Annotated in this window: 11 protein-coding genes; 4 read left to right on the top strand and 7 right to left on the bottom strand. The window is 61.7% G+C overall.

What is annotated here, in order from left to right; genetic code table 11:
- The first annotated feature begins 137 nt into the window (after nt 1–137).
- Together hrpA and AACX99_RS13495 are read left to right on the top strand one after the other, a co-directional pair.
- Nucleotides 138–4,220 (top strand): ATP-dependent RNA helicase HrpA, encoded by a 4,083-nt coding sequence (hrpA, locus tag AACX99_RS13500; protein ID WP_339412516.1) that lies wholly within the window; start codon nt 138–140, stop codon nt 4,218–4,220.
- Nucleotides 4,221–4,303: 83 nt separating this feature from the next.
- Nucleotides 4,304–5,122 carry a substrate-binding periplasmic protein gene (locus AACX99_RS13495; protein ID WP_339412515.1) on the top strand — a complete coding sequence of 273 codons (819 nt, stop codon included), beginning with the start codon at nt 4,304–4,306 and terminating at the stop codon, nt 5,120–5,122.
- A gap of 3 nt (nt 5,123–5,125) precedes the next feature.
- Here AACX99_RS13495 and AACX99_RS13490 read toward each other — a convergent pair whose 3' ends face one another.
- On the bottom strand, nt 5,126–6,361 hold the full coding sequence (locus AACX99_RS13490; protein WP_339412513.1) for an MFS transporter: 1,236 nt from the start codon (nt 6,359–6,361) through the stop codon (nt 5,126–5,128).
- Between the two features lie 461 nt (nt 6,362–6,822).
- Nucleotides 6,823–8,028: an NAD(P)/FAD-dependent oxidoreductase gene (locus AACX99_RS13485; protein ID WP_339412512.1), complete on the bottom strand. Its 1,206-nt coding sequence runs from the start codon at nt 8,026–8,028 to the stop codon at nt 6,823–6,825.
- Between the two features lie 124 nt (nt 8,029–8,152).
- On the opposite strand from AACX99_RS13485, the gene pdxR reads away from it, so the two are divergent.
- Nucleotides 8,153–9,652: a MocR-like pyridoxine biosynthesis transcription factor PdxR gene (gene pdxR, locus AACX99_RS13480; protein ID WP_339412511.1), complete on the top strand. Its 1,500-nt coding sequence runs from the start codon at nt 8,153–8,155 to the stop codon at nt 9,650–9,652.
- 94 nt (nt 9,653–9,746) lie between these two features.
- On the opposite strand, the gene AACX99_RS13475 is transcribed toward pdxR, so the two are convergent.
- Entirely contained in the window at nt 9,747–10,073 is a 327-nt protein-coding gene (locus tag AACX99_RS13475; protein WP_160013485.1) for a hypothetical protein, read from the bottom strand.
- Nucleotides 10,074–10,347: 274 nt separating this feature from the next.
- Complete coding sequence (locus AACX99_RS13470; RefSeq protein WP_339412509.1) at nt 10,348–10,797, bottom strand: GFA family protein; 450 nt, start codon at nt 10,795–10,797, stop codon at nt 10,348–10,350.
- A 103-nt stretch (nt 10,798–10,900) separates the two neighbouring features.
- Between AACX99_RS13470 and AACX99_RS13465 the strand changes: the two genes are divergently transcribed.
- Nucleotides 10,901–11,812, top strand: a complete 912-nt coding sequence (locus tag AACX99_RS13465; RefSeq protein ID WP_339412507.1) for a LysR family transcriptional regulator — start codon at nt 10,901–10,903, stop codon at nt 11,810–11,812.
- Between the two features lie 343 nt (nt 11,813–12,155).
- On the opposite strand, the gene AACX99_RS13460 is transcribed toward AACX99_RS13465, so the two are convergent.
- The 3 genes from AACX99_RS13460 to AACX99_RS13450 all read right to left on the bottom strand — a co-directional run bounded on the left by AACX99_RS13460 (nt 12,156) and on the right by AACX99_RS13450 (nt 15,152).
- Nucleotides 12,156–13,382, bottom strand: coding sequence for an MFS transporter (locus AACX99_RS13460; protein WP_339412506.1), 1,227 nt, complete (start codon nt 13,380–13,382; stop codon nt 12,156–12,158).
- 73 nt (nt 13,383–13,455) lie between these two features.
- On the bottom strand, nt 13,456–13,827 hold the full coding sequence (locus tag AACX99_RS13455; protein WP_339412504.1) for an ethanolamine utilization protein EutQ: 372 nt from the start codon (nt 13,825–13,827) through the stop codon (nt 13,456–13,458).
- Entirely contained in the window at nt 13,824–15,152 is a 1,329-nt protein-coding gene (locus tag AACX99_RS13450) for an NAD(P)/FAD-dependent oxidoreductase (protein ID WP_339412502.1), read from the bottom strand. The genes AACX99_RS13455 and AACX99_RS13450 overlap by 4 nt, the downstream gene beginning before the upstream one ends.
- Nucleotides 15,153–15,154: the final 2 nt, after the last annotated feature.

Here is a 15,154-nt window from a genome sequence, read left to right as displayed (position 1 = left end):
ATGTTCTGCACATAAGCAAAAAGCCCATTCCTAATGGGCTTTTTGCTTTCTGTCCCTCGGTCGTTTTCCTCCGGCTAAATCTGCGACAATTGCCACCCTCCAGCCCATTCCTCCTGATCCCACCCCGCGATTACCCGATGACCGAAGCCACGCCTGCCGTTGACCAACTGCTGAAAAACCTCGACCAGACCCTGCTGGGCGACCGTCATCGCCTGCGCCGACAGTTGCACGAGTTACGCAAGCAGACGCCGGGGGACGAGGCCAAACTGGCGCAGTGGCTGCAGCGTTTTGAGGCGTCGCGCGCCAAGGTTGAGGCGCGCCGCCTCAGCGTGCCGCCGATGCGTTACGACGATGCGCTGCCGATTGCCGCCAAGCGCGACGAGATCAAGGCGGCCATCAGCAAGCACCAGGTGGTGGTGATCGCTGGCGAAACCGGTTCGGGTAAAACCACTCAGCTACCGAAGATCTGCCTGGAACTGGGCCGTGGCGTGCACGGGCTGATTGGCCACACCCAGCCTCGGCGGTTGGCGGCGCGCAGCGTGGCCACAAGGGTTGCCGAGGAGATCGGCACGCCGCTGGGCGAACTGGTCGGCTATCAGGTGCGCTTTGAGGACCAGAGCAACGAACGCAGCCTGATCAAACTGATGACCGATGGCATCCTGCTGGCGGAAACCCAGCACGACCGCTACCTGGAAAAGTACGACACGATCATCGTCGACGAAGCCCATGAGCGCAGCCTGAACATCGACTTCCTGCTGGGCTTTCTGAAAACCCTGCTGGTGCGCCGGCCTGACCTCAAGCTGATCATCACCTCGGCGACCATCGACCTGCAGCGTTTCTCTGAACACTTTGGTGGCGCGCCGATAGTTGAAGTGTCCGGCCGCACCTTCCCGGTGGACACCTGGTATCGGCCGCTGGCTGCCGAGCAGGACGAAGATGGTAATCGGGTCGAGGAAGACCTCTCTGTCGATCAGGCGATTCTCGCCACGCTGGATGAGATTGGTGCGTTTGAAAAAGCCGAAGGCAAGCGCCCCGGCGATGTACTGGTATTTCTGCCTGGCGAGCGCGAGATTCGCGACGCCGCCGAGGTGCTGCGCAAGGCCAACCTGCGCCTGACCGAAGTGCTGCCGCTGTATGCGCGGCTGACCCCGGCCGAGCAGCAGAAGATTTTCGCGCCCATGGGCGCACGCAAGATCGTCCTGGCCACCAACGTCGCGGAAACCTCGCTGACCGTGCCCGGTATCCGCTACGTGATCGACTCCGGCACCGCGCGGATCAGCCGCTACAGCTACCGCGCCAAGGTGCAGCGCCTGCCCATCGAGGCCATCAGTCAGGCCAGCGCCAACCAGCGCAAGGGTCGTTGCGGGCGGGTCGAGCCAGGCATCTGCATTCGTTTGTATAGCGAGGAAGATTTCAATGGCCGCCCGGCCTTTACCGATCCGGAAATTCTGCGTACCAACCTGGCGGCGGTAATTCTGCAGATGCTCCATCTGCGCCTTGGTGAGATCGACGCCTTTCCCTTTATCGAGCCGCCAGACGGCAAGGCCATCAGCGACGGCTTCAACCTGCTGCAGGAGCTCTCGGCGGTTAATCGAGAAGGTCAGCTGACGCCGCTGGGCCGCCAGCTTGCGCGCTTGCCGGTGGATCCGCGCCTGGGCCGCATGGTGCTGGAAGGGGCCAAGCAGGGCAGCCTGGAAGAAATCCTGATCATCGCCAGCGCCTTGTCGGTGCAAGATGTCCGTGAGCGCCCGTCCGACCGTCAGCAGGCTGCCGATCAGGCCCATGCGCAATGGAAGGATGTGGATTCTGACTTCGCTGCGCTGATCAACCTCTGGCGTGGCTTCGAGGAACAGCGCCAGGCCCTCGGTTCAAGTGCGCTGCGCAGCTGGTGCCGAAAGAATTTCCTGAATTACCTGCGACTGCGCGAATGGCGCGATGCGCATCGCCAACTGGTGCTGATTACCCGTGATTTGCAGCTCGGCGCTGGCAAGAAGGTGGATGGCTCCGGCCATCCACCCTACGGCGCTGATCGTAGGGTGGACAACGCCGCAGGCTTGTCCACCACGGCTAATCCCCAGGACCGCCGAAATGCCGGAGCACAGCTCTCAGCGGTGCAGAAAGAAAAAGAACTGGCCGAGAAAGAACAGGCCGCGCAGCGCAGCAAGGGTTACGCCGCGGTACACAAAGCGATTCTTGCCGGCCTGCTTAGTCAGATTGGCCAGAAGACCGAAGACGGTGATTATCTCGGCGCGCGCCAGCGGCGCTTCTGGGTGCATCCGTCCTCGGTGATCGGTCGCAAGAAACCGACGTGGTTGATGGCCGCCGAACTGGTGGAAACCACCAAGCTGTTTGCGCGCATGGTGGCCAAGATCGAACCGGACTGGATCGAGCCGCTGGCTGGTCATTTGATCAAGAAAAACCACCTGGAACCGCACTGGGAGAAGAAGCGCGGCCAGGTCGTGGCCTATGAGCAAATCAGTTTGTATGGCCTGATCGTAGTCGGTCGCCGTGCCGTGCATTTCGGCCCGATTGAACCGGTGATTTCGCGCGAGCTGTTTATTCGCGAAGGGCTGGTGGGGGGTGAAATGCACAGCCGCGCCAAGTGCCTGAGTGCCAACCGGCAATTGCTGGAAAAACTCGACGAGCTGGAAGCCAAGGCGCGTCGGCGGGACATCCTCGCCGACGAGGAAACCCTGTTCGCTTACTACGAGGCGCGTCTGCCGGCGAACATTTACCAGAGCGCCACCTTCGACAGTTGGTACAAGACTGAAAGCGCGAAGAATCCGCAGCTGTTGATCATGCGCGAAGAGGATGTGCTCGCCCGCGATGCCAAGGAGGTCACCGCCGCACAGTACCCGGACACCCTGGGTCTGGGCGAGCTGACCCTGCCGCTGAGTTATCACTTCGAACCCAATCACCCGCGTGACGGGGTAACCCTGCGAGTGCCCGCGCCGTTGTTGCCGCAACTGCCGCCCGAGCGCCTGGAGTGGCTGGTACCGGGCTTGCTGGAAGCTAAATGTATGGCCCTGGTGCGCGGTCTACCCAAGGCGCTGCGCAAGAACTTTGTACCGGTGCCGGACTTTGTCGGCGCAGCGCTGAGTAAAGTGCAATTTGCCGAGGGCAGTTTGCCGCTGTCGCTCGGGCGCGAACTGACGCGCATGACCGGTGCGCGGGTTAGTGACGAGGCGTGGGCTGAGTCCGCCGCACAGCTTGAAGGTCATCTACGGATGAACATCGAAGTGGTCGACAACCAGGGCAAACCTCTGGGTGAAGGCCGCGATCTGGCCGAGCTGACGGCGCGCTTCAGTGCGGCGACTCAGGCCGGCCTGGCCCTGCCGAAAACCGCGCAAAGCCAGCAGCCGGTTGAAGCCAAAGTGTTTAGCGAAGTGGCGGCGAAAACCCAGCAGCAGGTCGCTGGCCTGTCCATGACGGTTTATCCGGCGTTGGTGGAGGAGGGCGGCGTGGTCAAGGAGGGGCGTTTCCCGACTCTGGCCGAAGCGGAGTTTCAGCACCGTCGTGCGCTGCAGCGTCTATTGCTGCAACAACTGGCCGAGCAGGCCAAGTTCCTGCGTAACAAGTTACCGGGGCTGACCGAATTGGCGTTGCTTTACCGCGAGCTGGGTCGGGTTGATGCGTTGGTCGAAGACATTCTGCTTGCCAGCCTCGACAGCTGCATCCTTGAAGGCAGCGAGCCGCTACCGCGCGATGGCGCTGGTTTAGCCGCCTTGGCCGAGCGCAAGCGTGGCGATTGGACCGGAGAGGCCGAGCGTTTGGCCAAGCTGACCTTGGAAATCCTCAAGCTGTGGCACGGTCTGCAGAAGCGCTTTAAAGGCAAGATCGACCTGGCCCAGGCCATGGCGCTGAATGACATCAAGCTGCAGCTAAGTAATCTGGTCTATCCCGGTTTCGTCCGTCAAACCCCGGCGCAGTGGCTAAAGGAAGTGCCGCGTTATCTGAAGGCCATCGAGCAGCGCCTGGACAAAATCGCCGGCCAGGTACAACGCGACCGCGTCTGGAGTGGCGAGCTGGCCGGTTATTGGGAGCAGTACCAGGCACGCTTGGGTAAGCACGGTCAGGAAGGCAAACGCGATGCGCAGTTGCTGATGTATCGCTGGCTGCTGGAGGAGTACCGCGTGTCGTTATTTGCTCAGCAACTGGGCACCAAACTGCCGGTCTCGGACAAGCGCCTGAGCAAGCAGTGGAACAGTGTCGAGGCCTGAATCTCGTTGAGTGGTTTGCGGGCGTTGAATGAGAGAAAGGGCTGCTAGACTCCACTCAATATCCCATCGAGCCCGCGTGAGTGATGATCTTGATTGCAGTCGATATACGCCGCTCGCTTTTACCGCGTCACTGTTTATTGCTTGCCTTGTTGCTGCTGGCCTGCGTCCCTGGCCTGGCGTTGGCTGCATGCGAGAAAACCCTGCGTTGGGATGATGATCCGCCGTTCAGCATGCAAACGGCGGATGGTGCAGTGGTCGGTATTTCGATTGAGGTCAATCGCGCGGCGTTAGCGCGCCTGGGGTGTCAGACCAAGCTGCGCAAGTTGCCTTGGGCGCGGGCACTCAAAGAACTTGAGCTGGGTCGCCTGGATATTTTGCCAGGCGCCTTCCGCCGGCCAGAGCGCGAGGCGTATGCGCACTTTTCCGGCCCGGTGCTGCCGCCCTCGCGCAATATCCTGTTTATGCATACCCAGGCTTTACAGCGCTGGCCCGCCACGCGGTTGCTGGAGTTGCAGCACAGCGAGTTCCGCCTGGGCGCGCAGGTCAACGTGGCCTATGGCGCGGACTACGAGCAACTGATGAACGATCCTGCGTTTGCCGCACGGGTGGTGATGGTGGTCAACCGCGGCAACCTCTGGCGCATGCTCGGCAAGGGCCGAATCGACGGGGTAATTGCTGACGAGCACAGTGGGGCCTATGAGATTCAGCAGCTCGGCCTGGGTGAGCAGATCAAAGCCACGGCGGTGGTGGTGTCCAGCGATTCGGCCGAAGTTGCGATCAGCAAGCGCTCGACTCAGGCCGATTTTGTTCAGGCCTATTCCGATGCTTTGCGTGAGCTGGTGGTGGATGGCAGCTATGAGCGCATTGTGCAGCGCTATGTGATGCCGCAGGGCGACCGCTGATGGCTAAACAGGCTCCCTCACCGGGTAGTTAACGGTTAACTCTGTTGTGGCAGCAGGCGCCTCTCGGGGCAGCTTGAGTGTCAACGCGATGAGCAATACACCTACGCCGCTAATGGCGGCATAGATCCCCGCAAAGCTGCCGCTGTGATTGGCCAATAGCCCTGCGCCGTAATTGCCTAGCATGCCGCCAGAGCCTTGCATCACGTTGGCAACACCGAATATGGACACGGCCATCGCGCTGGATGATGCCAGCTTGGAAACGTAAGCGGGGATAAGGCCGAAGATTGGGTAGAAGGCTATGGAGAACAGCCCGGCAGCGATTAAAGGCCAATGACCTGAGGGCATTATCACAAAGATCAGTGCCGCCGTTACCACGCAGCCATACACCAGCAGCATGGCCGCACGTAACCCGGTGCGGTCTGAGAACCAACCGACGGCCAGCCCCGCGAACATGCCGACGAAACCGATCACGGCCCAGACCTGAGCGCTGAACTGCACATCAAAACCCAGCTCGGTGCGCAGATAAGACGAGAGGTAGGTCTGGAACGGAAAGGTCGCGAAGCCAATCAAGAAATTCATCGACCAGATCAGCAGCACCCAAGGTTTTATTAGCTCCAGGCGCATGCTTGGCACAGCTTTCTCGGTCGCCAGGGGCGTTAATGCCGGCGGTACGGTTTGGCTGAGCAAGCCGCCTTTTTTAAATACCACCAGCACCAGTACAGCCATTGCCACCGTAATCAGTCCCACCCACCACCAAACGCTGCGCCATTCGCCTTGCGCGGCGTACATGGGCACTAACAGGCTGTTGATAGCGACCCCATAGCTGGTCCCGCTGGACACCAGGCCCATAGCCAAACCCCGATAACGGTAGGCCACCACTCTGGCGATGACATCGACCATTGGCACAAAAACAGTCGCTGCAGTACCTGCCAGCAGGGTCAGCAATGCGCCGATAACGAAGATGTTGTTTGACAGCGGAATCAGCAGTAACGCCAGTGCACACACCGCCCCCGAGGCCACTATCATCCAGCCGCCGCCAATCTTGGGTGTCAGCCAAACGGCCAGCAGCGCGCAGAGCAGAAAACCCAATTGCGCCGATGCAGTGATACTGCCTACGTAGGAGAAGTCGAATCCTAGAGAGGCCTGCATGTCCGGTACGAGCTGAGCAAACAGGTAGATACCGAAGCCATAGGTCGCTGCGACCAGGCTGGTTAGCAGCACGACAATCGCAGCATTCAAACGCATGGTCTGCACCCTATGGGCGGTTGGAGTTGGATAGCAGTCAGTCAGGGCGCAGGGTTACAACAGCATAAAGCGATCTCCGCGCAGGCCTCTAGCGTGGCTCGGCACTCAGTCGCGCGGCCATCTCTAGGGAACGTGAGGCGTGCATCTATTGCTCTGTTGCGGCCTAACTCTACTGAGCCTGCCACTCGGACGATCGATAAAAGCGTCCTGCATATGCTCCATAGCGCCATGATGCATGGCTATCCGTCGTTCAGAGGTGTCGCCACAGGCTGCCGGATAAACGCAGAGGCATGTGGCTGTTGAGTATTGGCTGCGCCAGCGCTGCCTGCTTTGACGGCAGGTGGACAACTAAAGGTTGTCCACCCTGAGTAGCGCTCACATTCGCAGAGTGTGGGCGCAACCGAGTCTCTCCATCACCCTCTGCGGTCTTGTTGTTGGGGCTCGGCAGCCAATGGTTATGCCACCACCGGGATTAGCGGGTCGGCCGCCGCCAGGGCGATTGCCCGGTCCGCTGCCGGTGGATAGATCCACTGGGTGTTGATCTGGGTTTTCAGCGCCTTGCCTTCCTGGCCGGTCAGCAGCACCTTGCGCTCCCAACCTTCGGTAAATACCGCGCCCCAGGCGCCCAGATCCAGGCAGGTGACGTACTTGTACTGGCTGTAGGCAATCGGCGCGACACCGATCAGATCAGCTGCGGCGTTGTTGCCGGCCGAGCGGCCCAGGGCGATGGCGTGTTGGCAGGTCATCAGGGCGTGATTGCCCTGCTCATCCACAGCGGCGTAGGCGGTGTCGCCGGTGGCGTAGATGGCATCCTGGCCCAACACCTTGAGATTGCGATCAACGTGCAGACGGCCATGTACATCGCGTTCGCCGTTGATCTGTTGGGTCAGCGGTGAGGCTTTCACACCCACAGCGAAGATCACCGTACTGGTAGCAATACGCTCGCCGTTGCCCAGCTGCACGCCATGCTCATCGACCTTCGATACCGGGCTGCCAAGCCGCCAGGTGACGCCCAGGCTGTCGCTGGCTGCGGCGACGATCCCGGCAATTGCTTCGCCCATGGCCGCGCCAACCTGCTTGGCCATATCCACCACAATGACGCGGATGTCGGTCTGCTCACCGAGGATGGCGCGCAGGCGTGCCGGCATTTCGGTGGCAGTTTCGATCCCGGTGAAGCCGCCGCCGACCACCACCACGGTGTTGCGAGCGGCGCTCTCTGGCTGCTGGGCAAGGCCTTGCAGGTGGGTTTCGAGTTTTTGCGCCGATTCCAGGCTGTCGACATCGAAGGTGAAGCGCTCGATACCTTCCAGCGGTGGGCGTGCCACCTGACTGCCGGACGCGAGGATCAGACGGTCATAGCTCAACTCGGCCTCGGCACCCGAGGCATCGCGGTAGCTGACGCGCTTGCTCGCGGCATCAATCTGCGTGGCACTGCCCTGGACGAAGCGCACACCCACGGCCTCGAACAGCGGGCCGAGCGGGGCGACGGTGCTGGCCAGGTCGGTTTCATAAAAACGTGGACGTACGCGCAGTTCCGCCTGGGGCGCGAGTAGGGTGACGTTGACGTCCAGGCGCTGTTGTTGATCGAGCAGGCGCACGGCGCTGAGTGCACTCCACATGCCGGCAAAGCCGGCACCGATGATCAGGATTTGCTGTTTCATTTGGGTAGGTTCCCGTAGTGAAGAGAAAGGCTGTTAGCTGACGACGGGAGTGATTCTGCCTCTGGTTTGGATCAAGGTATTGATCCATTCTTGCTTGAGGTTATTAGTCCACTTTGGAGCGACCATGCCCACTGATAAATCGCCTCCGTTGGTGGTCTTCCTGCCCCTGGGCATGCCCGAACCGGGCGTCAGATTGCAGCGCTGGCTGTATGAGGCGCTGCGCAGCGCCATCCTCGGCGGCCGTCTGCCGGCTGGCAGTAAACTGCCCAGCACGCGTGCCCTGGCCGAGCACTACAAGCTGGCGCGGGGTACGGCCCAGGCGGCTTATCAGCAGTTGTTGTCCGAGGGTTATCTGGAGGCTCAGACCGGCAGCGGCACGCGAGTTTGCCAAGTGCTGCCGGATGCCACGCTTAACGCCGGTTATGTGCGGCGCAAGGTCGTGGCCACGCCAGAGACGCCGCGCACGTCACCGGCTACGCCGTGGATCGAGCGTCTTGAAGCGATCACCCCGATATTTGCGCGGCGCTCGGTGACGCCCGGGTTACGCCCGTTCTTCCCACATCGTGGTGATGTTCAGGCCTTCCCGGTCGATCTATGGCGCAAGTTGCATATCCAGCAGCTGCGCGCCTCGCGGCTGCCCATCCTGCTCGACTCGGACCCTGGCGGCTTGCCGGAGTTGCGTGAAGCCATCGCCGGCTACCTGGCCATCGCCCGGGGTGTGCAGGTACCGGCCGAGCGCATCCTGGTACTCAGCAGCGTGCAGCAGGGGCTCGATCTGTGCCTGCGCTTGTTGGCAGCGGGCGATTCCCAAGTGTGGATGGAAGACCCTGGCTACCCGGGGGCACGCCAGCTGATCGATGTTTCGGGCGTGCAGCGGGTGGATGTGCCGGTCGACGCCTACGGCATTCAGGTGGAAGAGGGTGTGCGTCTGGCTCCCAATGCCCGGCTGGCCTATGTCACCCCTTCGCGACAAGCGCCGCTGGGCAGCGAACTTTCACCGGCGCGGCGGTTGGCGCTGTTGCAGTGGGCGGCGCAGCACGGCAGCTACATCTTCGAGGACGACTACGACAGCGAATACCGCTTTATCGCCAAGCCGATTCCGGCACTGCGCTCGATGCCGGCGGCGGAGCAGTCGGTGATCCTCGCCGGCACCTTCAGCAAGCTGCTGTTTCCCTCCATCCGCCTGGCCTATCTGGTATTGCCGGCGCACCTGCTGGAAAGCTTCACCCGCGCCGCTGCGCTGATGTCCCGCCACGCCAACAGCCTGTCGCAAGCGGTGCTGGCTGACTTTATTCATGAAGGGCATTTCGACCGCCATGTACGGCGCATGCGCAAGATCTACGCCTCACGCGCCGTGGCCTTCGCCGAGTCGGCGCAGCGGCATTGGCAGGGGTTTATCGACGTGCCGGAGATTCGTGCAGGGCTGGATATCACCTGCAACCTGCAGATGGACAACGAACAGGCTGCATTCGCCCGTCTGCAGGCCGCCGGTATCGACACCATGCCGCTGGCGCGCTATTGCGTGCAGCCCCGAGAACCGGGGCTGGTGCTGGGTTTTGCGCCCTACGATGAGCGCACTATTGAGGATGCCGCCAAGGCAGTTGCTGCGGCCTTGAAGCAATAAGGCCGCGCGAAGCTGACGTTAACCGACCAGGTGGGCGCTACTGGTTGCTGGATAGGCAGCGCGGCCGTTGGCGATCGGTCGAGGTTTGCCGCATTTAAACAAATACCTGCCGAGCCATCCCACGCGGGATGCGGTTTCTACCCGGCAGTTGCTCAAGGCGTTGCTGCCATTCGGCGCGAGGTTTTAGGGTGGCGGTTGGTTTTACCAGCTCAGCAGCTGCGGCAGCGGCCTTTGCAGCTTTTGCGGCGGCTCTGAGTTCAGCGAGACTTGGGGTTTTACGGACAGGTTCTGCAGTGCCTTTTTCAACGCTGCGCAGGCACAGCTTGCATGAGACCTGAGTTACATCCTGGGTGCTGCTCAGGTTCGAGCCGGTACGTCCACATGCGACATTTTCCGCGGACGCGGTGTAGTGAATAGCCAACGTGTTGTCTCCTGCATTTTCGGGGCGCGGGATTCTACACGCTTCGCTTAGCACGCCAACTGCTTATCGTTGTGTCGCAGCAGAGTTATGGGAAAGGCCGAATAGTGGCGCCATGTCCAAGTCTGCGCAATTGTGCGTGGTAACGCTCTGGTCCTGGATTTCACTTCGCCGTGACAGTTGTTGGGCAGGTTGGTAGATAAATACTCGATAGGCCGCAGTCGGCCAGGAGCGGTCAAAAGTAGCCGGCCAGATTCGTCTATAAACTAGAGCCAGCTCAGGAACTGCACTCGCGTGTCTGCAGCGCCTGAGCGAAGTCCTCTGGTGTCGGAGTTTCCGGCCAGCTCGGAATACCCTCTGCAAGCTCTAGCCAAGGCTGCTTGCGCTTCACCCAAATGTGCGCAATCGGTTCGATCGCAGCACTGTTGTGCAGGGTGCCGGCACGTAATACCAGCATGCCGGGAGCTGCGCTGGTGGTGTTATAGATACGCGTATGGCAATGGGCGCAGAGCCGATGATGGCTAGCCTGGTGCGCACCTTCGTAGCGGTAGGCGCTTAACTCGCCAGTTATCTGCAGCGCGTCCTCGGGTAATAGCGCGTGCAGACCAAACGCACTGCCGCTGGTTGTCTGGCAATCCAGGCAATGGCAGGCATAGCTTGGTGGCAGGTTATCCGTAGCAACAACGTAGCTCACCGCGCCACAATGGCATCCACCCGTAATATTCATGCAATCCCCTTTTGTATGCGTTAGCCACCGTTGCCGTACAGCATGACGTTGGCGCGGGGTGAAACCAACTGCCTAAAGTTGCTGTGCCGCTAGTAGGAAATGTATGAGCCCACTCACCCTGCATTGGGAAAATCAACGTGCGTTCCTCGCTGTGCTACGTACTGGAAGCTTGTCCGGTGCCGCACGCATGCTGGGTATAGCCCAGGCCACAGCGCGCCGCCGCATTGAGGCACTGGAAAGCAGCGTGGGCGTCAATCTGTTTACCCGCTCCTCCGCGGGCTTGATTCCCACGGAAACAGCCCGTGAGCTGATCGCCCATGTGGAGAACATGGCGCTGGCTGCCGAGGCCTTTAACCGCGCAGCTTCAGCCGAAGCCATAGCCGGTGGGGGTACGGTGCGCATAACCAGCAGCGACTTGCTGGGCATCGAAGTGCTGCCGCAGTTGCTGCAACCCATCGGCCGGGCTCATCCCCAGTTGACCTTTGAACTGAGCGTCAACAACCGTCTCGAAGCCCTGGCCCGCCAGGAGGCGGACATTGCCATTCGCACTCACCGTCCGACGGAGGCAGACGTGATCACCCGCCGCGTTGGTGCACTGCAGATTGGGCTGTACGCAACGCAGGAATTGCTTGATCGGTGTGGCACACCCACATGTTTGGAAAGCCTGGTGCGCCTGCCAATGATCGGCCCCGATCGCAATCTAGCCGACATCCAGACTCTCAGCGCGCAGGGATTTCCCTTTGCGCAGCAGTACTTCCAACTGCGCAGCGACAATCACCTCGCCCAGCAGGCCGCGTTGCGCGCAGGCATCGGTATTGGTGTGTGTCCAAGCCAGGTGGCCGCGCGCGATGGGCTGATCCGCGTACTGCCCGATGTGCTGGGCTTTGCCGTCGACGTGTGGATTGCCACGCACCGCGACCTGCGCCGCATACCGCGTATCCAACAGGCTTTCGACGCGTTAGCCGCGGCGCTGGAAGTCTATTTGGATGGTCGCGTGACGCTGCCAGCCTTGTAGGGCGGGTCATTGACCCGCACTGATCGGTGCTTACCACTGGCCGTGACGCCGATCGGTACGGCGGCAACACGGCTTGGGTGGCGACCTTAATATCGTAGGGCGGGTTACGCCTTCGGCTAACCCGCCCTACGTCTCGCCGAAACCAACAGGCGGCGCGTGCTGCCCAACCAGCTCCACCACCCAATCGATAAACCCCCGCAGCTTGGCTCTGACATGCCAGTTGCGGAAAAGGGGGCCGATTTATTTACTGGTTTGTTGTCAACTTTTGGCCGGGACTAGCCTGTCGTATCAGGCTGGAGACGGCCAAAAGCGGCCATCTAGTTCCTACTAATTTAGGGGCGATTCATTCCTCCAGTTCTGCGACTGCTACTGCCGAGCTTGCGATGCCGTTTGGCAGCGGTTGGTGGTGCAGAGGGGCACCGTCCTGCAGGTGCGCACCGCTGATGCGCCGCTGGCTGACTGTGATTGCAAGTAACCCCGCGCTAGCTGCGCAGAACAGATATAGCCAAGCTGGGCCGAAGTACTCCATCAATATCCCCGCCAACAATGGGCCGATGCAGGCACCCACTCCGAAGGTGATCAGCAACATGCCCGCCAGCGATACGCGCAGTTGCGGCTCAATATTGTCGTTGGCCAGAGCCACGCCCAGCGGGTACAGGCAAAACTGCAGAAAGCCCACCGCTGCACTGAGCAGCAACATGCCCGGCAGCGACATATCGGGCAGCCAGGCCATTGCCAGGCAGGCCGCCGACAGCAGCAGTGAAACGCCGCGAATCAGACTGGCTCTTGGAAACCGGTCAGATAGCAGGCCGAGCGGTAGCTGCGCCAGCAGTCCCGCTCCGATCGCAACTGCCATAAATAAGCCGACCTGAGAGGTGCTCAAGCCGTGCTTGCTGGCGAAGATCGAGGCCAGGCCATAGAAACCGCCATTAATCATCCCTGACACTAAGATGGTCATCAGCGATTGCGGCAGGCGTCGGATAAACAGGCGCACGGCAATTGCCGACTGCTCCATCGCAGCCGGATGCATGCTGCGGGTCAGAGCCACCGGCACCAGACACAGGGAAAAGGCCATCGCCACGCCGATCAGGCCCAACACGCCGAGTTCGCCGCTGACGGTCAACGCCAACTGGCCGAGCATCATGCCGACATAACTGGCGACCATATACAGCGCCAGCACCCGACCGCGCTGCTGGCTTTGCGCGCAGTCGTTGAGCCAGCTTTCCAGCACCATCAGCTGGCACATCATGGCCATGCCGACGATGGCCCGCAGCAGCAGCCAGAACCACAGTTCACTGGTGAAGGCATGGCTCAGTACTGCCGCCGAGATCAGCCCCGCGCAGGCCACATAGGTACGGATATGGCCAACCCCTGCGATCAATTGATAACCCAGCTTGGCGCCCAGGATCATCCCCAGCGAGTTGGCGGCCATCAGTGCGCCGCCCTTTAGCCCGCCACCGCCGCTGGCTTCCATGCGCAGCGCCAGGTAGGTCATCAGCAGGGTCGAGCCCAACTGCATCAGCAGCGTCGCCAGGTACAGCGCGCCGAAGGTCCGTGTCAGTCCCAGCATGGTTGGCTCCTTGGCCAGCACGAAAAAAGCCGCCACCCGGCAAGCGGGTGGCGGCGGTTCAGTCTGTTACAACTCAGGCCAGGCCGTGGCGCTGCTTCCAGTCGCCCGGGTGCACCACGTAGCCGAACAGCGCATGGCCGCCGTAGACCAGTTCGGTGCCTTCCGGAATCCACAGCAACTGCCCGGGCGTGACCCGGTACAGCTCACCGTTGGCCTGCAACTCGAAGCAGCCCTCAATCACGAAGATCACCTCGTCGTACAGCAGGGTCCAGTTGACCTCGGCGCCTTCCCAACGGGCGAAGCCGATGCCGATATTGGGTGAGATCTCGTTGCTGATCGCGCGGGCCACGAAGGCGCGGCCGGGTGGGCCGCCACGGGGGATAAAGTCCAGGTCATGGTGATTGACCAACAGCACCGGGCCTTTTCCAGAAACCACCTGGCTCATAGCTCGCTCCGACTGTTCCAGGCCGCCAGGCGGATGCGTGAGCGCACGCCGAGGCCGAGGAAGGGTTCTGGTGGGTTGAGTGCCGGCATGCCGGTGACCGCTTGGATATCGCGCAGCTGCGCAGAGTCTGCGCCCACCGCCAGATCGGCCAGCAGGGTGCCGGAAATAGTGCCCCAGGCCGCGCCGACGCCATTGTCGCAGGCCGAGGCGTACACACCCTGCGCCAGCTCGCCGAAGAAGTTGGTGAAGTTGCGCGAGATGGCGTAGACGCCGCCCCAGGTGTGGCTGAACGGCACGTTGGCCAGCTGCGGGAAGCGCGCCAGAAAAGCCTTGCGATGGTCGTTGCGCACCGACTCGCGCATGGCGTCGTTGCTGCTCTGGCCGTATTTGGGCACGTGCTTGTAGGTGTTGCGGATGATCAGGCGTCGATCCTGGGTCATGCGCACCGTGGTGCCGGCGTGGTCGGCCGGGGTCAGGCCCCAATCCAGCTGGCCGCCATAGGCTTGCATCTCGGCATCGTTGAGCGGGCGGGTCCAGCTGGCGAAGGTCATCACCGGCAGCAGGCGGTTACGCAGGTAGCCGAATTCCTGGGTGAAGATGCTGGTGCCGAGCAGCAGCTGCGGGGTACGGATGCGCCCCTGAGTGCCGTGCAGAATCCAGCCGCCCTGGCCATCGCGCTCCAGCCGCTGGATCGGCGACTCTTCCAAGAGCTCGACGTTGTCCGGCAGCGCGCGGCCCATGCCGGTAACCAACGCCGCGGGCTGCATCAGGTAGCAACCGGGGGTGTAGATCGCGCCGCTGTAGTGCTCGCTGCCGACAACGCGGCTCAGTTCGCCGCGTTCAACCCGGCGGAACGGCTCGCCGAGGTCGCTCATCAGCTTCTCGAAGTGATCTAGGTAGGCCAGGCCGCGCGGGCCCACCGCACCCTGGTACTTGCCGGCATGTGACCACTGACAGTCGATGTTGTGAGTCTGGATCAGCCCCTGCAATTGGGCGATGGCGGCGCGGTTGAGTGCCAGCAGGCGCTGCTTGTGCGCCGGGTCCGGGTGTTCCAGGGCGAACTTGTGCGGCAGGTCGATGACGAAGCCGGAGTTGCGTCCGGACGCCCCATAGGCCACGCGCTGGGCATCGACCAGCAGAATCCGCGCTTCTGGGTGGTGCTCGGCCAGGCGCCGCGCGGCGGCCAGGCCAGCAAAGCCGGCACCGATCACCGCGTAATCGGCGCGTTGCTCGCCGTGCAGGCGCTTGCAGGCCGGTTGCTCGGGCAGGGCGGCGTACCAGCCGCAGCTGGCGTCGTCATGGGGCAAGTTGATGGAGTTTTTCATGT

This window comes from Pseudomonas sp. EA_35y_Pfl2_R5 (genome assembly GCF_963970805.1).
In the GTDB taxonomy this organism is placed as follows: Bacteria; Pseudomonadota; Gammaproteobacteria; order Pseudomonadales; family Pseudomonadaceae; genus Aquipseudomonas.
The sequence above is the reverse complement of the archived record's forward strand: the minus strand, read 5'-3'. Positions and strand labels throughout refer to the sequence as shown.